General features: G+C 33.4%; 19 protein-coding genes. 10 read left to right on the top strand and 9 right to left on the bottom strand.

Features of this window, described 5'->3' with window-relative positions; all coding sequences use genetic code 11:
* Nucleotides 1–62 precede the first annotated feature (62 nt).
* Nucleotides 63–2,594: a PIG-L family deacetylase gene (locus tag CLU83_RS08855; RefSeq protein WP_100431266.1), complete on the bottom strand. Its 2,532-nt coding sequence runs from the start codon at nt 2,592–2,594 to the stop codon at nt 63–65.
* Nucleotides 2,595–2,882: 288 nt separating this feature from the next.
* On the opposite strand from CLU83_RS08855, the gene CLU83_RS08850 reads away from it, so the two are divergent.
* On the top strand, nt 2,883–3,839 hold the full coding sequence (locus CLU83_RS08850) for an alpha/beta hydrolase (protein WP_100431265.1): 957 nt from the start codon (nt 2,883–2,885) through the stop codon (nt 3,837–3,839).
* 107 nt (nt 3,840–3,946) lie between these two features.
* Here CLU83_RS08850 and CLU83_RS08845 read toward each other — a convergent pair whose 3' ends face one another.
* From CLU83_RS08845 to CLU83_RS08820, 6 genes are read right to left on the bottom strand one after another with little or no spacing between them, the layout of a single operon-like run.
* Complete coding sequence (locus tag CLU83_RS08845; protein ID WP_100431264.1) at nt 3,947–4,480, bottom strand: hypothetical protein; 534 nt, start codon at nt 4,478–4,480, stop codon at nt 3,947–3,949.
* A gap of 50 nt (nt 4,481–4,530) precedes the next feature.
* Nucleotides 4,531–5,064, bottom strand: a complete 534-nt coding sequence (locus tag CLU83_RS08840; protein ID WP_100431263.1) for a mechanosensitive ion channel domain-containing protein — start codon at nt 5,062–5,064, stop codon at nt 4,531–4,533.
* Nucleotides 5,065–5,081: 17 nt separating this feature from the next.
* Nucleotides 5,082–5,663 carry a Maf-like protein gene (locus CLU83_RS08835; protein WP_100431262.1) on the bottom strand — a complete coding sequence of 194 codons (582 nt, stop codon included), beginning with the start codon at nt 5,661–5,663 and terminating at the stop codon, nt 5,082–5,084.
* Complete coding sequence (locus CLU83_RS08830; protein WP_100431261.1) at nt 5,656–6,588, bottom strand: geranylgeranylglycerol-phosphate geranylgeranyltransferase; 933 nt, start codon at nt 6,586–6,588, stop codon at nt 5,656–5,658. Before CLU83_RS08830 ends, CLU83_RS08835 begins: the two co-directional genes overlap by 8 nt.
* 58 nt (nt 6,589–6,646) lie before the next feature.
* Nucleotides 6,647–7,174, bottom strand: coding sequence for an HAD family hydrolase (locus CLU83_RS08825; protein WP_100431260.1), 528 nt, complete (start codon nt 7,172–7,174; stop codon nt 6,647–6,649).
* Nucleotides 7,158–7,919, bottom strand: a complete 762-nt coding sequence (locus CLU83_RS08820; protein ID WP_100431259.1) for a Rossmann-like and DUF2520 domain-containing protein — start codon at nt 7,917–7,919, stop codon at nt 7,158–7,160. The genes CLU83_RS08825 and CLU83_RS08820 overlap by 17 nt, the downstream gene beginning before the upstream one ends.
* Nucleotides 7,920–8,103: 184 nt before the next feature.
* Here CLU83_RS08820 and CLU83_RS08815 point away from each other — a divergent pair, with 184 nt between their 5' ends.
* The 6 genes from CLU83_RS08815 to CLU83_RS08790 all read left to right on the top strand — a co-directional run bounded on the left by CLU83_RS08815 (nt 8,104) and on the right by CLU83_RS08790 (nt 15,766).
* Nucleotides 8,104–8,436 (top strand): helix-turn-helix transcriptional regulator, encoded by a 333-nt coding sequence (locus tag CLU83_RS08815; RefSeq protein WP_100431258.1) that lies wholly within the window; start codon nt 8,104–8,106, stop codon nt 8,434–8,436.
* Between the two features lie 18 nt (nt 8,437–8,454).
* On the top strand, nt 8,455–8,922 hold the full coding sequence (locus CLU83_RS08810) for a DUF6428 family protein (protein ID WP_100431257.1): 468 nt from the start codon (nt 8,455–8,457) through the stop codon (nt 8,920–8,922).
* A 23-nt stretch (nt 8,923–8,945) separates the two neighbouring features.
* Nucleotides 8,946–9,575 carry a low molecular weight phosphatase family protein gene (locus tag CLU83_RS08805; protein ID WP_198512273.1) on the top strand — a complete coding sequence of 210 codons (630 nt, stop codon included), beginning with the start codon at nt 8,946–8,948 and terminating at the stop codon, nt 9,573–9,575.
* 5 nt (nt 9,576–9,580) lie between these two features.
* The gene (gene arsB / locus CLU83_RS08800; protein ID WP_100431256.1) at nt 9,581–10,660 is read left to right on the top strand and encodes an ACR3 family arsenite efflux transporter; all 1,080 of its coding nucleotides are present in this window, start codon (nt 9,581–9,583) and stop codon (nt 10,658–10,660) included.
* A 206-nt stretch (nt 10,661–10,866) separates the two neighbouring features.
* The gene (gene ccsA / locus CLU83_RS08795; RefSeq protein ID WP_100431255.1) at nt 10,867–14,058 is read left to right on the top strand and encodes a cytochrome c biogenesis protein CcsA; all 3,192 of its coding nucleotides are present in this window, start codon (nt 10,867–10,869) and stop codon (nt 14,056–14,058) included.
* Between the two features lie 1,162 nt (nt 14,059–15,220).
* On the top strand, nt 15,221–15,766 hold the full coding sequence (locus tag CLU83_RS08790) for a glutathione peroxidase (protein ID WP_100431254.1): 546 nt from the start codon (nt 15,221–15,223) through the stop codon (nt 15,764–15,766).
* Nucleotides 15,767–15,870: 104 nt separating this feature from the next.
* Here the strand turns inward: CLU83_RS08790 and CLU83_RS08785 are convergent, their stop codons facing one another.
* Together CLU83_RS08785 and CLU83_RS08780 are read right to left on the bottom strand one after the other, a co-directional pair.
* Entirely contained in the window at nt 15,871–16,815 is a 945-nt protein-coding gene (locus CLU83_RS08785) for a tRNA-dihydrouridine synthase (RefSeq protein WP_100431253.1), read from the bottom strand.
* Nucleotides 16,816–16,982: 167 nt separating this feature from the next.
* A complete protein-coding gene (locus tag CLU83_RS08780; protein ID WP_100431252.1) occupies nt 16,983–17,480 on the bottom strand; it encodes a GNAT family N-acetyltransferase in 498 nt (165 codons plus the stop codon).
* 137 nt (nt 17,481–17,617) lie between these two features.
* On the opposite strand from CLU83_RS08780, the gene menD reads away from it, so the two are divergent.
* The 3 genes from menD to CLU83_RS08765 all read left to right on the top strand — a co-directional run bounded on the left by menD (nt 17,618) and on the right by CLU83_RS08765 (nt 22,449).
* Nucleotides 17,618–19,279, top strand: a complete 1,662-nt coding sequence (gene menD, locus CLU83_RS08775; RefSeq protein ID WP_100431251.1) for a 2-succinyl-5-enolpyruvyl-6-hydroxy-3-cyclohexene-1-carboxylic-acid synthase — start codon at nt 17,618–17,620, stop codon at nt 19,277–19,279.
* Nucleotides 19,280–19,438: 159 nt separating this feature from the next.
* Complete coding sequence (locus CLU83_RS08770; RefSeq protein WP_100431250.1) at nt 19,439–21,844, top strand: hypothetical protein; 2,406 nt, start codon at nt 19,439–19,441, stop codon at nt 21,842–21,844.
* A 263-nt stretch (nt 21,845–22,107) separates the two neighbouring features.
* Nucleotides 22,108–22,449 carry a DUF2853 family protein gene (locus CLU83_RS08765; protein ID WP_100431249.1) on the top strand — a complete coding sequence of 114 codons (342 nt, stop codon included), beginning with the start codon at nt 22,108–22,110 and terminating at the stop codon, nt 22,447–22,449.
* The last annotated feature ends 23 nt before the right edge of the window (nt 22,450–22,472 follow it).

Genomic DNA, 22,472 nt, shown 5'->3' with positions numbered 1-22,472 from the left:
CATTAGCTATCAGAACGAGTGTGTAGCTTTTTGACCAAATTTTTGGGTTGTTTGGATCCATGTTATTGTTTTATTTTTTGATTAGGAATAGTTACCGAAGGCTTAATCGAAATAAGGTTGGATAATAATTTATAAGCTCCAGGGACCCCTTCCGGCAATTCTCTAAAAAGGCTCAATCCTGTATAAATATAATTTCCTTTTCCGTAAGGAGCAATCAGCAGTGCACCGTCTTTTGGACTTTCTCCTTTGTCATTCGACGATAGGATAGGAGTAAAGGCTTTGTCAAATTCTTTGGGATAATACAATCCCTGTTCCTGCTTCCAGCCTTTAAAATCATTTTGCGTAATCACATTAGGGTAATGCAGTGCAGGATGATTAGGTGCCAGAAAACGGACTTCAGCATTTTCCTCTGTAACTCTGTCTCTCGAAACTTTCAGCGGATAAGGAGCAATATTTGAGGTTACCAAATCATCGGTAGTATTGTATTGGACAATCATTGTTTTACCGCTTTTTACAAAATCAAATAAAATATCTTGTTTGTTTGCCAATGCTTGAACTGTATTATAAGCGCGCACTCCAGTCATGACAACATCAAAAGAGTCAAGCTTTTCAGGAGTTATTTCTTCTGGTTTTACGAGTGTTACTTTATATCCCATTTGTGTCAAACTCTTAGGTACTTCATCACCCGCTCCCATGATATAGGCGATTTTTTCTTCATTCGTTTTCAAATCCACCCGAATGCATTTTACCTCAGAAGTTTTTAAAACCTGCTGTTTTGTAATATGGTCATAATTGATGTTGATTTGCTCTTTATCGTATGGAATGCCATCAATAGTTGCTATGCTTTTTCCAATAATTTCGCTCATTTGCGCAGGAGGTGTAACTTCAAAATAAACGGTTTGTTCCATTCCTTTTTTGTCTAATTGAAAAGGAATAGATGCTGGTGAAATTTTCCAGTCTGTAGGCAAGTCCAGTTTTAAATTTCCCTTTATATCATTTTTTCCGGCTTTTATGGTGATGCCTACATATTTTGGTTTGGTATTGGGAAAAAGCAATACTTTATCTTGAATTGCAGTAGTCACAATTGGAACAATATCTAAAAAATTATACATTTCTCCTTTTACATCATCGTTGTATTTGTAAACCACTGTTCTTTCGAATGGGATTTCTGTCCCATCAATTTTTACATTGAAAACAACTTTAGTCTCCCGAATTATATCAGGAATTCCAATGTTTTTTTGATCGGATACCGTGTAAAGTCCCACTGTGCCTTTTTCTTTTAGCCAATATGGCTGCGTATAGTTTAAGGATTGTGGCAACTGTAAATCGATTGTGCTGTTTTGTACTGAATTGTTTTTTAGATCAGTGTTTAAAACCGTAGTTTTTTGCTCGGGTAAAGCTGTAACACTTACCAGTTGCATTGGAACAGCACTTCGGTTGATGGCTTCTAAGTTAAGTTTTACAATGCTTCCAGGTGTTGCTTCTTGTGATGTAGAAACTGCTTCCAGATACAAACCGGAACAAGCAGTAATTATTTTTTTTATTTCTTCTGATTTTAGCGCTTTCCAATGGTTTTCATCTAATGCCTGAATCATCGTGTAAGCTTTCACTAAATTTGGAATACTGGCCGATGGGTTTTTAAAATCGTATTGATTGGCAATAACTGTGATTAATTCACCAATTGGTTTTCCGCCTTTTACACGGTTCCAGCTCGTGTCTATTCCATCAAAAAGTGATGATTTTTCTTTTAAGGGTTCTCCTTTTAAAAACTCCAAGTATTCAGTGTCTTCTCCGCGGGATCCCGTGCTTCCAAATCCTTGTGATTTATGACTGCTGCGGCTTAAAGCCGCAATTTCCTGATTGGATTTTCCTAAAGTAGGGTAATAAATTCCTGTGGAAACTGAAACTAAATTGGTTTTGTCGGCCGATTCAAATTTTTCCTTGCTTCCATAAAACCACCATGAAGTATTGAAAAAAACGCGTTTGGGCTGCCAAGGTTTTACAAGCTGCAGCTGTTCCGGAAAAGAGGCCGGATTATTAGCCAAATCAAAGCCTTCTACGCTCAGCATTGCCGATGCAGTATGATGACCGTGAGTGGTTCCGGGCGATCGGTGGTCAAAACGGTTGATGATTACATCGGGTTGGAATTTTCTGATTGTCCAAACAAGGTCGGCAAGCACTTTTTCTTTGTCCCAAATTTGCAGTGTCTCTTCAGGATTTTTGGAATAGCCAAAGTCATTGGCTCTGGAAAAAAACTGCTCGCCTCCATCGATTTTTCTAGCTTCCAAAAGCTCTTGTGTTCGGATAACTCCCAGTAATTCTCTCAGTTGCGGACCTATTAAATTTTGCCCGCCATCTCCTCTCGTTAGTGACAAATAGCCGGTTGTGGCATGAATATCATTAGCTAGATAGGATATTAAACGGGTATTTTCGTCATCGGGATGTGCGGCTATATAAAGGACAGTGCCTAGAAAATTGAGCTTCTGAATTTGATTGTATATTTCGGCTGAACTTGGTTTTTGTGGTTTTTGGGCATTTGTTATTTGTATAGAAAGAAAAAAAAGCAAAAATGATTTTAAAAAAAGCTTTCGCATATAATAGGTTTATTATTTTTTAAACAAAATAGATTAGTTCAACTTCAAAAATACTAATTAAATAATGGGAATATTTGCGTGCAATTCCAAAAGTTATGTTAATGTTTACTGTTTTGTAAGGTTGTTTTTTGAAAATAATCGCTTAATATTTCTTAAAATTGATGAAAAATAACGCTAATTATGTTAATTAATTAAAATTAGAATGCTAAATTTGAGAATGCTGTGAATTGTCTTTTTCAGAAATAATTTTAAATTTCCTCTTAAATCTATAATTAATCTGCCCTCAAAATGAATATACACTACACGGAAGATACTTTGAAGCATGGTTTTGAACAAACGACTATTTTTCAGCCTGATGATTATGAGGGTAAAGTTGCTGCTACATTAATAAGGAAAAGAGGAACATCACAATCGGATAAAGCTGTTTTATGTATTCATGGTTTTAATGATTATTTTTTTCAGGAAATATTGGCAGAAGAATTTTTGAAGAATGGTTATCATTTTTATGCTTTGGATTTAAGAAAATATGGACGGTCAATTTTACGGAATCAGAAGCCTAATAATGTAAGACATTTGTCTGAGTATTATGAAGATATTGACCAGGCACTGCGTATAATTAGAGCTGAAGGCAATTCCGAGGCAGTGCTTTATGGGCATTCTACCGGAGGTCTCATTATCACTTTATATACTGCTGACCGAAAGGAAACTGATCTTTTTGATGTTCTAATCTGTAATAGCCCTTTTTATGATTTTAATGTGCCTTGGATCCAAAAGAAAACTGTTATTCCTGTGCTTTCATTATTAGGACGATTGAGTCCCAATCTGGCTTTGCCAATTGGTTTTTCGAAGTTTTATGGTAAAAGTCTGCATAAAAACGATTATGGTGAGTGGAATTACAATTTGCTGTGGAAACCTCATATTGCTCCATCCATAAATGCAGGATGGATAAATGCGGTACACGAGGGACATTTGCAGATAGCAAAAGGAATTTATGTGCCTAAACCAATTCTGATATTGCATTCCTCACGTTCTGTTTATCCTTCGAAATGGAGTGAAGATATGTTTGATGGCGACGCTATTTTGAGTGTGAACGATATTATTGAAAAGTCAAAATTAATTGAATCTCCATGCAAAGAAGTTATTGGTTTTAAAGGGGCTATTCATGATTTGGTTTTATCAAAAATGCCAGTTCGGAATCTGGTATTTAAAACTATTTTTGAATGGCTGGGAGAATGTTTTAAATGATGGTTTTACTGTTTTAATCTGAGGTTGATTATTTTATTTGTATTATATATAACAAAAATAGCACTGAATTATAGTGCTATTTTTATTGTTGTTATGTAAAGCTGGAATTAATGTTTCCCTTTTCCATTATTTCCTTTTCCTTCATGTTTACCGTGATTACCATTATCATGATGATCATTTCCTTGATTTCCTTGGTTATCATTACCATGGTTTCCATTATCATGATGATCATAATAATCTCTTCTGTTTTTTTGAGGTTTTCCTTTATAGCCTTTGTAATACTTCACTTTGTGGGAATTGAAATAAGTATAAGGGGAATGGCCATGGTAATCAGTTAAAACTACTTTGTAGCCACGGTATAAGTCATAGTTTCTGCAGTAGCTAGGTAAATATCTGGAACGAATCCATCTTCCATTTCCAAAATAAATATACTGTGCTAATCTAATGTCATAGTAAACTTGAATATCAGGCAAATAGTAATATTCTACTTCGTCATAACCAACAGGTCCCCAAACCGGAGGTGTGCCTACATGCACATTTACGTTTGGGGTACCTATGTTCACATCAACAGAAACTTGTGCTTGTGTTGAGCTTCCCGCAAAAAACAGGATTGCTATAATAATTAATTTGATTGTTTTCATAATATTTAAATTTGTGTTGGGTTAATAAATTAGAAATAATCAGAAGTTAGTTAATCAACAAATTCACTATTTGTATTTAATGGTTCTTTAATAATTGAAATCCCTTTTTGAAAGAATAAGTTATTGGGATAGATAACAATTTCGCCTTCTTTTGAACGTATCGTTACATGAAATGCGCCAATATCTTCAATTTCGCCTTCTACCAGATAATCTTTATCGTGAATTAAAATAACATCGCCAATCTTGAAAGGGAACGAAAAAAACAAAATAATTCCCGAAGTAATATTACTTAAAATAGACCATTGCGCAAACATTGCTACTCCTATTACCGTGGCTACAGACGAAATTGTAATGAAAATATCTTCTGGTTTGACTCCCCAAATTAATATAAAGGTAATTATGGCTAATATCGTAATGAGTATATTTATGCATTTGATAACCAAATTTGTTCTTCTTTCAATAATATGGCTTGTCTTTGCATATCGTCTGACTAATTTAGAAACAAGCGTACGTAGCAAAATGACTACCAACAGCAAAATCCCTGTGCTGATCTGTTCTTTTAGATATTGATCAAAAAAAATCATTTGTTTTTTCGGTTTTTTTACAAATTATTTAAATATTCGTATACTTTATCCGTGGGCATTCCCATTACATTAGCATAGGATCCTTCCACTTTTGAGACTCCAATAAAACCAATCCATTCTTGTATTCCATAGGCTCCTGCTTTGTCATAAGGTTTATAATTTTCTAAATAATAAAGAATCGCTTTGTCACTTAACGCATTAAAGGTAACCTTTGTTGTCTCATGTAACGTATGAAAAGATGTTTTTGTTTTAAAACAGACTGACGTTATGACTTCGTGGGTGTTATCCGATAATGATTTTAATATTTCAAAAGCGTCTTGATGATCCTTTGGTTTACCTACAGCACAATTTTTATGCCAAACAATAGTGTCGCTCGTTATTAATATATCATTTTGCTGTAATTCGTCTTCAAAAGCGTTGGCCTTCAGGAGTGCAAGGTAATCAGTGATTTCTGCTGCTTTTAATTCGGGCGGAAAAATTTCTTCAATTTCTTTCAGCCTAATTTCAAAATCTAAATCTAAATCTTTAAAAAATTGCTGTCTTCTTGGAGAACCAGAAGCTAAAATGAGTTTATAGTTTTTTAGTTTTTCTTTAAGCATGGTGATGGTGAAGAATATTATAAGTGACAACAACAATAGAAAACAGACCGAATAAAATAATCAGTTTTAAAATAGTGCTTAGCTGATGAAAATCTTTCTTCTTTTTTGCATGATCTATTTTTATCGTAAAATAGATTAATGGAGAGATTATGCATGCCAAAGCATATAGTGTTGCTAAATGCAAATCATTGGGTAAAAAATAATTTTTGATGTAATATCCAATCATAATCAGAGGAATCAAACTTAAAACAAAGATTACTTTTGATGTACGTTTTAATCCCAAAATGATAGGTAAGGTATTCATTCCTTGCTTGTAATCGCCACTAATATCTTCCATATCTTTTACAATTTCTCTGATAAAATTAATGACAAAAGCAAATAGTGCATAATCTAAAAGTATCGAAAACAAATCACGCATAACGATTTTGTTTTCTGGATTGATGACTGGCAAAAGATCGAAAAGTCCAATAATAATGACACTAAAAGAAAGTAAAAAAGCAACAACAAAATTCCCGATAAGCAACATCTGTTTTAAGTTTGTCGCATAAAGATATAATGTAGCCGAAATGATAATAAATATAGCGGCAAACCCTGGTTTTGCAATCACGTTCGATAAATAAAAACCAGTACCAACACCCAGTACAGTTACAAAAAAATAAATATTATAGGCATTAACTTCGGATATGCTTTTGCCTACAACAACTTTTTTAGGTTTGTTGTAATTGTCAGTTGCCTGATCCATAATATTATTAATCACGTAGCCTCCAGCAGTAATCATTACCGTTGCAAATACTAATAATAGGTATTGCCAATCGTTAAGAGCCAAAGGGATACTTTGATAATTTAAAAAACCGTATCTGATAAGCAACTGCATTAAAGCAATCATCAGTAGATTTCGGAAACGTATTAATTTTAGGTATTTCATTTTAAGTAATCAGAAATTGGTTGGTTGGGTTAGGTAGAAAATATAATTTATAGGTTTTTTAATCGAGTTTTCCGTTAAAGTGTGTTGTCCATTTTCCTTGTACTTTCATCACTTGTTCAATCACATCGCGAACAGCGCCTTTACCGCCATTTTTATGCGAAATATAACCTGAAATTGTTTTAATTTCGGGACTTGCATCTTGAGGGCAAGCAGGCAAACCTACTAATTTCATAACGTGATAATCTGGAATATCGTCTCCCATATACAAAACTTGTTCAGGATTTATACTGTAAACATCTGTGTATTCTTTGAATGTTTCTACTTTATCTGGAGTTCCTAGATGAATATCGGTAATTCCTAAATTTCGTAATCTTACTCTAACACCCTCATTGCTTCCGCCCGAAATAATGCATACATGATAACCACTCTCTACAGCTGCTTTCAATGCGTAACCATCGCGTATATTCATTGTTCTCAGCATCTCTCCTTCATTAGAAACAAATACCGAACCGTCAGTAAGTACGCCATCTACGTCAAAGATAAACGCAGTAATATCATTCATTATTTCTTTATAGCTTTTTGCCATGATTTTGTATAGATTGTGTTAGTATTTTATAAATTGTTGATTGATTTTCATTGGATAAAAAAGATTCATGAGCTTCGATAGTCGAAATATCATTGCGCTTTGCTGGACCTGTTTGTGCATCTTTTGGTGAAAGCGTCAATAATTTTTCGGCAGTTTCAAGAATCAAAGGTTTTAAAATGTCAAATGAGACATGGTTTTCGTGACAAATATCGTTTCCTAATTGGTACAGATAATTCGTGAAATTATTCACAAAAACGGCAGCTACATGCAATGCTTTTCGTTGATGGTAATCAATTTTATGAATACTGTCAGAAATAGCAGATGCTGTTTTTTCCAGCAATTCATAATCATTTTCAAACTCTGTTTCCAAACAAAAAGGAATAGTTTTAAAGTCAATTTCTTTTCCTTTGGTAAAAGTCTGTAAAGGATAAAACACGCCTTTTCTGTTTTTATTATCTAATGATGTCAATGGCGCACTGCCAGAAGTATGAACAACTAGTCTGTTTTCAAATGGTAATTGTGAAGAAACATCGGCGATAGCATCATCAGAAACGGCTATAATATACAAATCGGCTTCTGCCAAAGCATTCCAATCATTGATAATTTTGCCCGAATCGAGATTGGGAGTAATTTGTTTTTGAGTTCTTGAAAAAACCTGAATGATTTCTATTGCCTTATTTTTCATGAAAGCATCAATCAGGTGTTGCGCTACATTCCCAGAACCTATAATCGTTATTTTAATCATTTGACAAAATTAGAAAAAAAAAGTGAAGTGTTGGATTCAATTTTTAATCCATAGTATAACTATAAGATGTCTGGTTTATTGCTTGTGCACACAAATCTTATTTAAGAATAATTTTGAAAAATAAGCATTATTTTTTTTGGAAAATTGAAATAATATCGTAATATTGCAATATAAATATATTACTATGGGAGCGACTAAGACGGATTTTTATACAGATAATCAAAACGAACTGGCAATTTTGATAAAAGCATTAGGACATCCTGCCCGAATTGCAATTATTGAATATCTTCTAAAGGTTGATACTTGTATTTGCGGTGACATCGTAAATGAATTGTCATTGGCACAGCCAACGATTTCGCAGCATTTGAAAGAACTTAAAAATGCAGGACTAATAAAAGGAAGTGTTGAGGGAAACGCTATTTGCTATTGTGTTGATGAAAAAGGTTTTGAGAAAATTAAAAGTTTTTTTCAAAATGTAACCGAACATATTGAGAAAAAGAAAACTGATTGTTGTTAAAATTAAAAAAATAAGATTATGAAACTATCACAAATTAAACAGCTATTGAGCAAAGTTGAAACCGTAAATTTTCAATTGCCAAACGGAACATTTGTTCCAGAGCATTTTCATGTTACTGAAGTGGGTTTGATAAGCAAAAAGTTTATCGATTGTGGCGGAACTGTCCGTAACGAGACAGTTGTGAATTTCCAGCTTTGGGATGCAAACGATTTTGAACACAGACTGAAACCTAAAAAACTTTTAGACATAATTCAATTGTCAGAAAAAGTGTTAGGCATTGAAGATTTTGAAATTGAAGTCGAATATCAAAATACCACAATTGGTAAATACGATTTAGAATTCAATGGCGAAAATTTTGAATTGCTAAACAAGCAAACGGCTTGTTTAGCGCAAGACGATTGCGGAATTCCAACCGAAAAGCAAAAAGTGAAATTGTCAGATATGAACAATAATGCTTCTTGTGTTCCTGGTGGAAAATGCTGTTAAATAACTAACTATAAGTAAAAAAAATGACGACAGCCAAAAGTATGCTCTTTTCAGAAATAGAAAATGTAATTAAGAATTTAAAGATTGAAAACATCACAGCAGAACGTAAAGAAATATTACGGCCTCTTGTGGATTTTATTCAGACAAAAGCTATAAACCAGCAAGAAATCAGACTAAATCTAATTTGTACCCACAATTCAAGAAGAAGCCATTTATCACAAGTCTGGGCGCAGACAGCATCGGCATATTTCAATATAAAAAATGTATTTTGTTATTCGGGAGGGACAGAAGCAACAGCAATGTTTCCGATGGTTGCAAAAACATTGGAAAAGCAGGGTTTCAAAATCAAAACCATTGCGGATGGAAACAACCCGATTTATAGCATAAAATATGCCGAAAATGAGCATCCGATTATTGGTTTTTCTAAAGCTTATGATGATGATTTTAACCCAGAAAAAGAATTTGCAGCAATAATGACTTGCTCGCAGGCCGATGGTGGCTGTCCTTTTATCGCGGGTGCAGAAAAACGTATTCCGATTACTTTTGAAGATCCAAAAGCATTTGATAACACACCGCTGCAGGCAGAAAAATACGAAGAAAGAAGTCTGCAGATTGCGGCCGAAATGTTTTACGTTTTCTCACAAATTAAGTAATAGTTATGTCAGCAAATAATTGTGTGCCAGTGGCAGGGAGAAAAAAGTTAAGCTTTTTAGATCGTTATTTAACACTTTGGATATTCCTTGCAATGGTGATTGGAGTTTCAATAGGTTATTTCATACCATCAAGCAGTGGTTTTATCAACTCATTTTCAAGCGGAACGACTAATGTTCCTTTGGCAGTTGGATTGATCTTAATGATGTATCCGCCTTTGGCAAAAGTAAAATATGAGCAAATGGGCGAAGTTTTCAAGAATGTAAAAATTCTTGGTGCATCCTTATTTCTAAATTGGATTGTTGGTCCTGTATTAATGTTTTCATTAGCATTACTTTTCCTAAAAGGCTATCCCGAATATATGATAGGCTTAATTTTAATTGGTTTGGCACGCTGTATCGCAATGGTCGTTGTTTGGAATGATTTGGCTGAAGGAAATCGGGAATATGGAGCTGGATTAATTGCCTTGAATAGTATTTTTCAAGTATTGCTTTACAGTGTTTACGCTTATTTTTTTATTACTGTTTTGCCCCCATATTTTGGTTATACAGGTTTTGAAGTAAATATTAGCATTGGCCAAATTGCTGAAAGTGTAGGTGTTTATTTAGGAATTCCGTTTGCACTTGGCATCATCAGCCGATATACATTAATTAAATTAAAAGGGGAAGAATGGTTTCAGACAAAATATGTTCCAGTGATTTCGCCAATTACTTTAATTGCATTATTATTTACAATTTTGATTATGTTTAGCCTAAAAGGCGAACTGATTGTACAGATTCCAATGGATGTAATCCGGATTGCCATTCCTTTAGTTATTTATTTTGTTGTAATGTTTGTTGTTAGTTTCTTCATCGGGAAATATTTTGGTGCAGATTATTCAAAATCTGCTGCAATTGCATTTACGGCAACAGGAAATAATTTTGAATTAGCAATTGCGGTAGCTATTGGTGTTTTCGGAATCAATAGCGGGCAGGCATTTGCAGGTGTAATAGGACCTTTGGTTGAAGTTCCAGCATTAATTGCTCTTGTAAACGTTGCTTTTTGGTTCAGAAAAAAATATTTTGGAACAGAAATTTACAAAAAATAATTATTGAGGCTGTTCCTTCTTTTTGAGCAGTCTCATTCATCTTATTATTTTTAGCCCTAATTATCACTTCATTTACTTGTATTTATGCCTTCCGTTTAGAAATAAAGGTGCCTTAATTTTGGATTAAATTAACAATTAAGTCCTTAAACAAGTGGACATTTTTAAGTACTTTTGCGACACTTTATACAAACGTAATTTATTCCCAAATGGATAAAAAATTATTCTCTGTCCTTTTCTCAACCCGATTAATGGCTGTATTGTTTTTAACTTTTGCAATAGCAATGGGTACTGGAACTTTTATAGAAAGTAAATACAATACTGATACCGCTCGAATTTTAATCTATAACACTTGGTGGTTTGAAGCTATTATGGGCTTCTTCATGATTAATTTTATTGGAAATATCAAGCGTTATAAATTGTTGAGAAAAGAAAAATGGGCGACTTTGTTACTGCATTTGTCTTTTGTATTTATTATAGCGGGAGCTTTTATCACACGTTATATTAGTTTTGAAGGAATGATGCCTATTCGCGAAGGCGCTGCAGAGAATCAGTTTTATTCGGATAAAACATTCCTGACTCTTTTTGTTGATGGAGAATATAAAGGGGAAATGAAACGAAGGGTTTTTGAAAAACCATTGTTATTATCTCCCGTTACTGATAATAATTTTACAATGAAAGGTGATTTTGCAGGAAATCCTTTTGAAGTACGCTACGAAAAATTTATTATGGGTGCCAAAGAATATGTGAAACCAGATCCGAAGGGGAGTCAGTATTTTAAATTGGTCGAAGCTGGAGCTGGCGGCAGAGAGGAACATTTCTTGAAATCAGGCGAGGTGCAGAACATTCATAATGTACTTTTTGCGTTAAATAAATTTACCCAAGGCGCTATAAATATCAGCACAGCAGGAAGTGATTATACGATTCAAATGCCTTTTGAAGGAAATTTTATGAGAATGGCTGATAAATTAGAGGGCAAAGTAGTTAAAGACATTGCGCAGCCTTTAATGATGCGTTCTTTGTACAGCATTGGGGACATTCGTTTTGTTTTTCCTGAGCCAGCTGTCACGGGTGTAATTGATTATGAAACCAAAAATAATTTTAAAGAAAAGAATCATGAAGATGTTTTAGCTGTAAAATTAATTGCGAATGGTAAAGAAGAATTAATAACGTTGTTAGGTTCAAAAGGAAAAGTAGGTGATTCTAAAACGGTAAAAATAGGAGGGCAGGAGTACAGCTTTTTCTACGGAAGCAAAGCGTATGTATTGCCGTTTAAAATAAAACTAAATGATTTTATTGCTCAAAAATATCCAGGAACTGAGAAAAGTTATTCTTCTTTCGAAAGCCAGGTAACCGTTCAGGATTCTGTGAAACCATTTGATGCCAGAATTTATATGAATCACGTATTGGATCATGAAGGATATCGTTTTTTTCAGTCTTCATTTGATCCGGACGAAAAAGGAACTGTATTGTCAGTAAATCATGATTATTGGGGGACAACTATCACTTATATTGGATATTTTTTGCTGTTTTTCAGTATGCTCGCTATTTTGTTTGTAAAAAATTCCCGTTTTGCTGATTTGAAAAGAAAATTGGATGTGGTGAAAAATAAGAAAGCAAAACTGCTAACGATTTTTATATTGCTGTTTAGTTTGTGTGGTTTTGCGCAAGAACACGATCATGACCATTCAACAGAAAAGGCTGATGAATCGCCTATCGAAAGTCCGGCTCATGTGAGGGTAAAGCCAACTCAGAAACAATTGGATTCGGTATTGACGGCTTATACTGTAACCAAAGAACATGCGGCAAAATTTGGTAGATTGATTATTCAGGATGCCGGCGGAAGAATGAAACCAATCAATACTTTCTCGTCTGAGTTGTTGCGAAAAGTTAGTCATTCAGATACGTATAACGGAATGAATTCGGATCAGGTATTTTTATCGATGACCCAAAGCGCACAATTGTGGATTGAAATTCCGCTTATTTATATTAAACCCGGAAATGACAGTATTCGAAAAATTATCGGAGTTGATTCCAAAGATACTTATGCTCCTTTTATTGCTTTCTTTGACAAAAAAGGAAATTATAAATTATCTCCATATTTGGACGGAGCCTACAAAGCCGGAAATCCCAATCAGTTTGAGAAAGATTTTGTAGAAACCGATAAGAAAGTAAACCTAATGGAATCGGCCTTGAGCGGCAGCATATTGAGGATTTTTCCAATACCGAATGAGCCAAACAATAAATGGATTTCGTATTTGGAACTGGAACATGCTGGTTTAAAAGGAATGGATTCTACTTATACCAAAAGTATTTTGCCTCTTTATTTTGGAACATTAGGACATGCTATAGAAACTAAGAACTATAAAACAGCCGATGAGCTATTGGAAAGCATCAATGGTTTTCAGAAAAAATTTGGAAGCAAAGTAATGCCAAGCGAGGATAAAATTAATCTTGAAATTGCCTACAACAAATATGATCTGCTTCAGAAACTGCCTTTTGCCTATCTGTTTGCTGCGATTTTAATGCTGATATTTACGATTCTTCAAATTTTTAAAGATTCAAAACTGTTGCGTATTTTAGTCAATTCGATGCATGTGATTATTGCAGTATTTTTTCTGCTGCATACCATTACTTTGGTAGCGCGCTGGTACATTTCGGGTCATGCACCTTGGAGTAATGCGTATGAAGCCATTGTATATGTGGCTTGGGCGACTATGTTTTTTGGATTGGTATTTGATATAAAATCAAAATTGACAGTTGCTTCGGCTGCGTTTGTCACAGCAATGATACTTTCGGCTGCTTATGCTAATTGGATTGATCCAGAAATAGCTAATTTACAGCCAGTCCTTAATTCATATTGGTTAATGATTCATGTAGCTGTTATTGTGGCCAGTTATGGACCATTTGCTTTAGGGATGATTTTAGGTTTTGTATCGCTTCTTTTGATTCTTTTTACCAATGAAAAGAACAAAGCCAAGATGTTTTTAAATATTAAAGAGATCACTTATATTAACGAAATGGCATTAACGGTGGGCTTGATAATGCTGACTATAGGAAATTTTCTCGGAGGACAATGGGCCAATGAAAGCTGGGGGCGTTACTGGGGATGGGATCCAAAAGAAACTTGGGCATTAATCAGTATTATGGTTTATGCTTTTGTAATACATGCTCGATTCGTTCCTTCATTAAGAGGGAAATGGATTTTTAACCTAATGAGTATGTTTGCTTTTATTTCCATTTTATTTACCTATTATGGGGTGAATTTCCATTTAGTAGGATTGCATTCCTACGCAAGCGGTGAAGCACATTCATTGAGCTGGATTTGGTATTCGTTGGGTACAATTTCATTAATAGGGGCAGTGACATATCCCAAATACAGGAAGTTTTATAAAAAATAGAATTCTATAAGAATGTTTAAAAAGGCTGATCGAAAGATTAGCTTTTTTTGTTTTGAGCAAAAAATGTTGATTAAAGGTTTTGTCAGGTGTTTGTAATTTTTTTCTAAATAATAATTGTGGTTTAGATTAGTAAGTTATGTATCATGATTTGTTTACAAGCTGCTGTTCAAAGAACAAGGCCTTATTTGATTTTATTGTTATGGATTTTTATAGATTGTTTTTTGAAATTCTGTTAGAGTATAAGATTATATTTTGTAATACATATTAGAAGCTTAAATCTTACTTTATTTAGTATTTAATGTATTTCATCGATTATTTTAGTTTTTAATAGGTGTTTTATAATTTTATTGTCCTAAATTTGTTTTATACATTTAGAGATAGGGATAGTTTTAAGGATTTGTATTTTTAAGGATTAATTTTAAATTTAGTAGGTTAGGTTTAGGAAAATAAAAGTACATGGGGGCGTCCAATAAGACTATCAATTATTTCATTAAAAGATGTTTCTGTCAGAAGCATCTTTTTTTTATGACATTAAATGTTTTCCATTCCAGTCATCGTATTGTTTGAATAATCAATGTGAAGTTTTTAAAACTTTTAGTACAGTAATGAATTTTAATTTCATCTAAGTAAATTTATTATTATTTGTAGCTTTAATCTTATTTTTATTGTAAAATAATGTATTTAATCGATAAAATTGGTATTTTAGTAGGATAAAAGATTTAAAATTATATATTTGCATATCTATTCATAAAAAGATGATTTGTAAGGATTTGTAATTTTTTTAGATTTAGTAGGTTAGGTTTAGGGAAATAAATTACATGGGGGAATCTGATAAAAATTATCAATTAAAGAGGTTTTTTTAGAGCCTCTTTTTTTGTGCAAATAATTAAGAGTAATGAGCTTAATTTAAATTTATCTTTTTTAATTTAAATTGCATTTTGGCATGTTATTTGATAATTTATAAATGCAAAATTGGAATGATTTTGTGTTTTTTTAATCTATTTGGTTAGTAGATTTAAAGTTAGTTTAGATTGGGGGATCTAAATTTGGTTATTGTTTAGTTTAAAAACGCTCCAAAAAGGAGCGTTTTTTTCTTTTTAAGATATCTGATAATAATACTCGGAGAAACATATATTTTTTTAATTTTATAAAAAAATAAGCCATGAAAAAAATAGTAGCCGTTATCTGTGTAATGTTCCTTTTTAATATCCAAATTCAAGCACAAGTGAAACAAAACATTTATCAATTCAAAGTAGAAGATTTGTACGGCAAGACTTTTGATTTTGCGTCACTAAAAGGTAAAAAAGTCATGATTGTAAATACAGCTTCAAAATGCGGTTTAACGCCACAATATAAAGATTTAGAGGCTTTGTATAAAGAGTATTCTGCAAAAGGTTTTGTAATTGTTGGTTTTCCTGCCAATAATTTTGCTTCGCAGGAACCAGGAACCAACGAAGAAATTGCAAGTTTTTGCCAGTTGAATTATGGAGTTACCTTTCCTATGATGGATAAAGTTTCGGTAAAAGGGGACGATATGTGTGCTGTTTATCAATTTTTGACTCAAAAATCTAAAAATGGTTTAGAGGATTCTGAAGTTAAATGGAATTTTCAAAAATACCTTATTAATGAAAAAGGAGAATTAGAAAAAGTAATTTCTCCAAAAACATTACCAACGGATCCTGAAGTGGTGAATTGGATTAAGGCGTAGTTTTTGAAAAAGTAAGCAATGGTCAGGTTTTTAGTGATCAGTAATAAAAAAGAGTTTGCGAGGCAGACTCTTTTTTTATGAATTATTTATTTTGACTTTAAAAACTAACCTTTAGCTATAACTTCCTTGACTGTTGCTTCGTAATTTCGGATGCTTTTGGATTTTTTAATGTTTTTATGCACTTTGTGCGGATCTGAAAATATAACCGAAAAGTACTCCCATAAATGATGCATTTTCAATAAAATATGCGTTTGTCCGGACAATGATTCGCTGTAACCTTCATAAAGTGTATCGTGAAAAGCACCGAATAATTCCATCTTATTTTTTGGATATTCTAAGGCATTACTTTTGATCATACTTGGTAAAAAAGGATCAGCAATTAAACCTCTTCCTATCATCCAATGATCAATTGAAGGAAAACGTTCCTGCATTTCATGAAATTTGGCCACCGAAGTGATGTCACCGTTATAATACAATTTATGTTTGGTATTGTCAATGCATTGCTGGAATGCATCCAGATGAACACCGCCTTTATACAGCTGTTTACCAATACGTGCATGTATGGCAATATTTTTAATTGGGTATTGGTCTAAAATAGGCAGTACATCCAGAATTTCTTCGGTGGTGTCGTAGCCCAAACGCATTTTCATAGACACAATAATATCGGTTTCAGAATGAGCCTTATCCAGAATATGATTGATTTTTTCGGTATTGCTGATAAGACCGGAACCCATACCAGATTTGGTAACCATAGGATACGGACAGCCGAGATTCCAGTTCAGTTCTTTATATCCCAGTTCACGGACATATTTTGCCACAAATAAAAATTCATCAGCATCGTTTGTAATCACCTGCGGAATTACTTCCAATCCCATATTATTTTCGGGAAGCAAATCACGTTCGTAAGAGGATTTTATGACCAGTTTTCCGTTCAGTCGAATGTATGGAGAATAAAAAGTGTCTATTCCTCCAAAATATTTATTTTGAGCATTTCTAAAACGAAAGTCGGTAAATCCTTGCAAAGGAGAAGAAAGCAGTGTGAAACTCATAGTATTTGTAAAAGCGCAAAGATACTATTCTTTATGAGGATATGATTTACTGTGGTAATTATGTTTTTATGCTGTTTATGCCTAACAGGTTTCCTGTTTTAGGTATAACATTTTAATTGTATGATTAAAGCTAATTACAAATTGCTATTCACTAATTACTCAAAAAATCATTCCAATATCAACTGCATAAATACGGAATCCAGCCAACGTTCAAATTTATAACCTGATTCTTTTATAATCCCAACGGTTTTAAATCCAAATTTTTCATGAAATTCAACACTGCTTTGATTTTCGGCGTCGATTACGGCAATCATTGTATGAAGATTTTGTTTTTTTGCCAATTGGATTAATTCGTACAGTAATAGTTTTCCAATTCCTTTTCCGTGATGGGCATTTTCCACATAAACAGAATGCTCTACGGTATATTTATAGGCTTCCCGGAATCTAAATTCACTGTACATTCCAAAACCAACTACTTTTCGATCCTCTACTGCAACAATTACAGGAAAATGTTTATTGATTTTATCTTCCAATATTGCCTTTTGCTGTTCGTAAGTCCGAATGTTATAATCGTATAAGGCAGTCGAATTTAGAATGTTATAATTTATAATGTCCAATATGGCTTGAGTGTCCTCGGTTTGATAAGGTCTTAATTTGATTTTCATCTGTAATTATTTGTTGTTCAAAATTATGAAAATATGACCAAAATGAACAGAAAAGCTTCAGCAACTTTGTAACTTTGCAAAACAATTTTAGAAGTTTTGTTTTAAACTTTTAAACGTTAAACTTTTAAATCTTTTAAATGACTTACCCCAAAATACCTTTAGCCCAAAGCATACTTCAAATTTTTTTAGCAAAAGGAATCACCAACATCATTATATCTCCCGGTTCAAGAAATGCACCCCTTACTATTGGTTTTGCAAGTAATCCCGCTTTTCAATGCTACAGCATAGCCGATGAGCGCGTTGCCGCTTTTTTCGCTTTGGGAATTGCCCAGCAAACCCGTAAGCCTACCGTTTTAGTTTGTACTTCGGGTTCGGCTTTATTGAACTATTATCCTGCTTTTGCGGAAGCGTTCTATAGCCAGATTCCATTAATTGTGGTTTCTGCAGACAGACCGCAGAGTAAAATTGATATTGGTGACGGACAAACCATTCGACAGGAAAACGTCTTTGTTAATCATTCCTTGTATAATGCTAATTTATTGGAGGAAGTTTCGGCAGAGAATGATCAAAAAATCAATGAAGCTATCAATACCGCGATTGATAAAAAAGGACCAGTTCATATCAACGCGCCTTTTGAAGAGCCTTTATATGAAACTGTTTCGGAGTTAAGTGTCAATAGTTTGGTTTTCGCTTCCACAAATGTACCGCAGACTGTTGATTTAGAGGAGTTAAAACAATATGCTGATCTTTGGAACAAATCAGCCCGAAAATTGATATTGATTGGCGTAAACGATCCTAATGCAATTGATGATAAAACGATTGAAGCTTTCGCCAATGATAAATCGGTTGTGGTGATGACCGAAAACACTTCTAATGTGTGCCATCCAAGTTTTATAAGTAATATTGACACCATTATAACACCTTTTACCGCCGAAGATTTTGAGGCTTTTCGTCCGGAAATCTTGGTGACTTTTGGCGGAATGGTAGTTTCCAAACGTATTAAAGCTTTTTTTAGAAAATACAAACCCGAACACCATTGGCATATTGATACTTTGAGAGCCTATGATACTTTTGGCTGTTTGACAAAACATTTTGAGGTTGAACCAAATACTTTTTTCAATGCCTTTTTGCCATTAACCTCAAAAAATGAAAGCAATTATTTCACTCAATTGAATGCCGTAAAAGCATTGCGCAAAGAAAAACACGACATCTATTTGTCCAAAATACCTTTTACCGATTTTAAGGTTTTTGAAAAAGTGATTCAAAGTCTGCCAAAAAATAGTCAGCTGCAAATAAGCAACAGTTCAGCTATTCGATATGCACAATTAATTCCTATTGACAGTTCAATCGAAGTATACTGCAATAGAGGAACCAGCGGGATAGACGGAAGCACTTCTACTGCTATCGGTGCTGCGGTTGGCAATGCTAAACCAGCAGTTTTTATTACTGGGGACATTGGATTTTTATACGATAGCAATGCACTTTGGAACAATTATATTCCAAAAAACTTTAAAATCATTTTGATTAATAATGGAGGCGGCGGTATTTTTAGGATTTTGCCCGGACATGAAGAAACACCTGTTTTTAATACTTTTTTTGAAACAAGCCATAACTTAACAGCCGAGCACTTGTCCAAAATGTATGGATTGGATTATTTGTGTGCCAATGATGAAGTTAGTCTAATAAATGGATTAAACTCTTTGTATGTTCAAAATGACAGGCCAAGTATTTTGGAAGTTTTTACGCCTACATTGAATAATAATTCTGTATTGCTGCAGTATTTTAAGGAGTTGGTTTGATTTAGTTTTTAAAAAAAATTAAGTAGACTATTTTTTGATTTTGTAATTGAAACCTAATTGTTTGTGTTTCTCTGTAATGTTTTTTTAAATTGTAAATTAATAAGATTTTTATATATCTTTAATTTTTATTAAATTGTTTAATATAAATTTAGATTATACATGTTTGAATCTTATAGTAGTAATCGTAGTTTTCTTTATTTTCTATGGATTGTATTATCAATTGGTTTTTTGCAGGCCCAAGAAAAAAAGAACCCCGATATTGAAAAAACATACCTTCACACAGACAGGGCAACTTATTTTATGGGTGAAGATTTATGGTATAAAGCCTATAATGTGCGTGCCAGCAATAACTTGCTTTTTGATAACAGTAATATTTTATATGTGGAATTAATATCTCCTGATTTTAAAATAATTGCGCGAAACAAAACAAATTTAGAAATAGGTTTAGGGAACGGCGATTTTAAATTGGCCGATTCACTTGGAGTAAAACCAGGGCATTACCAAATACGAGCTTACACAAATTGGAATAGAAATTTTGGTGAAGATTTTGTATTTAAAAAAGATATTGAAATATTTGATGTTAAAGCTAGTGTAATTCAATCTAATGCTGAGGTAATCAAAGCCCTTGCAACTGATGTCGAAAACACGGTTAAGGTTGATTTTTTTCCTGAAGGCGGTTCGCTTTTAGAAAATAATGCAAGTGTTGTGGGATTTAAGGCTGTCGATAGTAATGGAAACCCAATAGATATTAAGGGGGAAATTTTTGATTCGGATAACGAATTGGTTACCTCTTTTGCGAGTTCTCATGATGGTATGGGAAAATTTCAAATTATTCCTATTAAAGGGAAACACTATTATGCAAAAATTAAAACCCTTGCAGGCGAAGAAATCCGCGCAGAACTCCCAATAGCGTCCAAGGAAGGGTATTTGTTAAGTTTTAGGGTGTTCAGAGGCAAAAATATTATAACCATTACTACAAATCCAGAAACTTTATCACATAATCCTAATACAGCACTTAGATTGGTTGGTAAAGCAAAAGGGATTACATATTTAGAAACTGTACAAACTTTAGCGGAAACCGCATTATCTTTTGAATTGCCTAAAGATAAAACTCCAGAGGGCGTAAGCCAAATAACACTGTATGACAGTAATTCTAAACCACAAAGCGAGCGCTTAGTGTATATTGAAAAGGAGAATGATTTAGATGTACAGTTAGCGACAGATAAATTGAGTTATAAACCGGAAGAAAAAACTACGATTAATGTTACTTCAAAATCTAAAACAGGCGTGGTAAAATCGGCAAGTTTTTCATTAAGCGTAACGGACATGAACGGAGCTTTAGAGGATAAAGATTTTGGTACAAATATTAGTTCTTATTTCTTGATGGAATCGGATATTAGAGGTAAGGTTCATAATCCAGCCTATTATTTTGATCCGGCTAATTTAAAAAGACAGGAATACTTAGATAATTTGCTTTTAACACAGGGCTGGCGGGATTTTTTATGGAAAACAGCTCCAATGGCTAACGAAAGCATTAGCTATATTGCAGAAAAAGGAATTACAATCTCCGGCAGGGTAAAGCAGCTTCTTGCTGATAAGCCATTAGTAAATAATAATATGACACTGGCATTAATGAATAAAAAGCATTTTAATTTTTTTAATGCAGCTACAGATTCTAATGGGGTTTATAAATTTGAAAACCTTATGTTTTCTGGAAAAACTACCATGTATTTAAATTCCAGAAATGAAAAAGGGAAGTTTAGGGGTGAAATAGTAGCAAATCCTATTGAACAGCCTCCAATCCCTGTGTCTTTTAAAAGTGAAACAAGCAGTTTACCTGAAACAACACTCGGAGTAGTTGAAAATGTGTACAGGAAATTTATAGCTTTTGGCATAAAACCTGAAAATATTTTAAAAGAAGTTTCAATTAGTGTCCAAAAGAAAAGCAGTAGGCCTTCTATGCTTGGAATACCTGATTTTAGTTATGTTGCAGACGAAAGCACAGCTCAATTTACAGATATCTATCAGCTTATTGAAAAAACTGTTCCGGGTGTGACTGTTGATGTTGACTCTGTTCGATTTACACGTTATGAAGGGAGTCCGCTTTTTATATTAGATGGTATTGAAGTGATTGATAAGTTGCAAGTAGGTTTTGTTATACCTGCAGATGTAATAAAAATAGAAACAGTCAAAGGGACACAAGCAACAGTGTTTTATGGAAATGCGGCAGCAAATGGGGTTATTGCAATTACTACAAAAGGGAATACTGGTCAACAGCGTAAAAAAGAAACTTTTCATTCTATTAAACAAGAATTAGAAGGGTTTTATACGGCGCGTGTTTTTTATGTGCCAAATCCTGAAAAACCCAATTTAGAGTTGGATAGTAAAGCGGCCGTAAGAAATACGCTTTATTGGAATCCGTATGTGCATCCCGATAAAACGGGCAATGTTAGTGTAAATTATTATAATAGTGGTGTCGAAACCAAAGTAAAAGTAGTTTTAGAAGGTATTACTGGCAGTGGTATTCCTGTCGTAAAAAAGGCATATTATACGATTAATAAATAAGGGTGTTCTGGGTTTTGCTGAATTTTTTGGAGTTAAAAATTTTTGAGTCAATATTTAAGAATGATGCCATTTTATTACATTTTTTTTGAGGTATTGTAAATTGTAGTAATTTGATTTAAATTTTATACAAGAACAATCTTACTTGTAAAATCAGGCAGATGATAATTTTATGAAAAAATAATGAATAAAAATCGCACACATAAATAATAAATTACTAAATTTGAGTCAGTTATAAAATAGTTAATAAATTTAATTTTATTATTATGGGCGCAAAAGATGTATTAATTATTAAATATGCAACGGACTTGAAAGAAAAGTGCGGAATTAATCCTGATATGGAGTTATTGACCAAGGTAACTATAGGTTGCGGTCCGTCAATATATAATCCAGATTCTTCAGTTATTGCAGGAACACAGCAATCAGAAATAGTTACTGTAAAGAAAAATTTTTTAATTAAAAAATTAGGCTTGCCTGATAGTCCAGCCCTTAAAGCAGGAATTGACGCAGTATTAAAGCAATATGGAGAATCCAATAAAAATAAATATCGTGCAGTTGTTTATTATTTGTTAACTCTTCATTTTGGAAGAGAAAGTGCTTACAATTAGAGTTTCAGATTATTTGAAAAGCG

Source organism: Flavobacterium sp. 1 (genome assembly GCF_002797935.1).
Taxonomy (GTDB): domain Bacteria; phylum Bacteroidota; class Bacteroidia; order Flavobacteriales; family Flavobacteriaceae; genus Flavobacterium.
Note: the sequence above shows the minus strand (reverse complement) of the source record. Positions and strands in the feature narration are given on the sequence as shown.

What these genes read in the sequence shown, in the direction of transcription:
- CLU83_RS08855 (WP_100431266.1), bottom strand. Translation starts at nt 2,594, where the DNA reads ATGCGAAAGCTTTTTTTAAAATCATTTTTGCTTTTTTTTCTTTCTATA.
- CLU83_RS08850 (WP_100431265.1), top strand. Translation starts at nt 2,883, where the DNA reads ATGAATATACACTACACGGAAGATACTTTGAAGCATGGTTTTGAACAA.
- CLU83_RS08845 (WP_100431264.1), bottom strand. Translation starts at nt 4,480, where the DNA reads ATGAAAACAATCAAATTAATTATTATAGCAATCCTGTTTTTTGCGGGA.
- CLU83_RS08840 (WP_100431263.1), bottom strand. Translation starts at nt 5,064, where the DNA reads ATGATTTTTTTTGATCAATATCTAAAAGAACAGATCAGCACAGGGATT.
- CLU83_RS08835 (WP_100431262.1), bottom strand. Translation starts at nt 5,663, where the DNA reads ATGCTTAAAGAAAAACTAAAAAACTATAAACTCATTTTAGCTTCTGGT.
- CLU83_RS08830 (WP_100431261.1), bottom strand. Translation starts at nt 6,588, where the DNA reads ATGAAATACCTAAAATTAATACGTTTCCGAAATCTACTGATGATTGCT.
- CLU83_RS08825 (WP_100431260.1), bottom strand. Translation starts at nt 7,174, where the DNA reads ATGGCAAAAAGCTATAAAGAAATAATGAATGATATTACTGCGTTTATC.
- CLU83_RS08820 (WP_100431259.1), bottom strand. Translation starts at nt 7,919, where the DNA reads ATGATTAAAATAACGATTATAGGTTCTGGGAATGTAGCGCAACACCTG.
- CLU83_RS08815 (WP_100431258.1), top strand. Translation starts at nt 8,104, where the DNA reads ATGGGAGCGACTAAGACGGATTTTTATACAGATAATCAAAACGAACTG.
- CLU83_RS08810 (WP_100431257.1), top strand. Translation starts at nt 8,455, where the DNA reads ATGAAACTATCACAAATTAAACAGCTATTGAGCAAAGTTGAAACCGTA.
- CLU83_RS08805 (WP_198512273.1), top strand. Translation starts at nt 8,946, where the DNA reads ATGACGACAGCCAAAAGTATGCTCTTTTCAGAAATAGAAAATGTAATT.
- arsB (WP_100431256.1), top strand. Translation starts at nt 9,581, where the DNA reads ATGTCAGCAAATAATTGTGTGCCAGTGGCAGGGAGAAAAAAGTTAAGC.
- ccsA (WP_100431255.1), top strand. Translation starts at nt 10,867, where the DNA reads ATGGATAAAAAATTATTCTCTGTCCTTTTCTCAACCCGATTAATGGCT.
- CLU83_RS08790 (WP_100431254.1), top strand. Translation starts at nt 15,221, where the DNA reads ATGAAAAAAATAGTAGCCGTTATCTGTGTAATGTTCCTTTTTAATATC.
- CLU83_RS08785 (WP_100431253.1), bottom strand. Translation starts at nt 16,815, where the DNA reads ATGAGTTTCACACTGCTTTCTTCTCCTTTGCAAGGATTTACCGACTTT.
- CLU83_RS08780 (WP_100431252.1), bottom strand. Translation starts at nt 17,480, where the DNA reads ATGAAAATCAAATTAAGACCTTATCAAACCGAGGACACTCAAGCCATA.
- menD (WP_100431251.1), top strand. Translation starts at nt 17,618, where the DNA reads ATGACTTACCCCAAAATACCTTTAGCCCAAAGCATACTTCAAATTTTT.
- CLU83_RS08770 (WP_100431250.1), top strand. Translation starts at nt 19,439, where the DNA reads ATGTTTGAATCTTATAGTAGTAATCGTAGTTTTCTTTATTTTCTATGG.
- CLU83_RS08765 (WP_100431249.1), top strand. Translation starts at nt 22,108, where the DNA reads ATGGGCGCAAAAGATGTATTAATTATTAAATATGCAACGGACTTGAAA.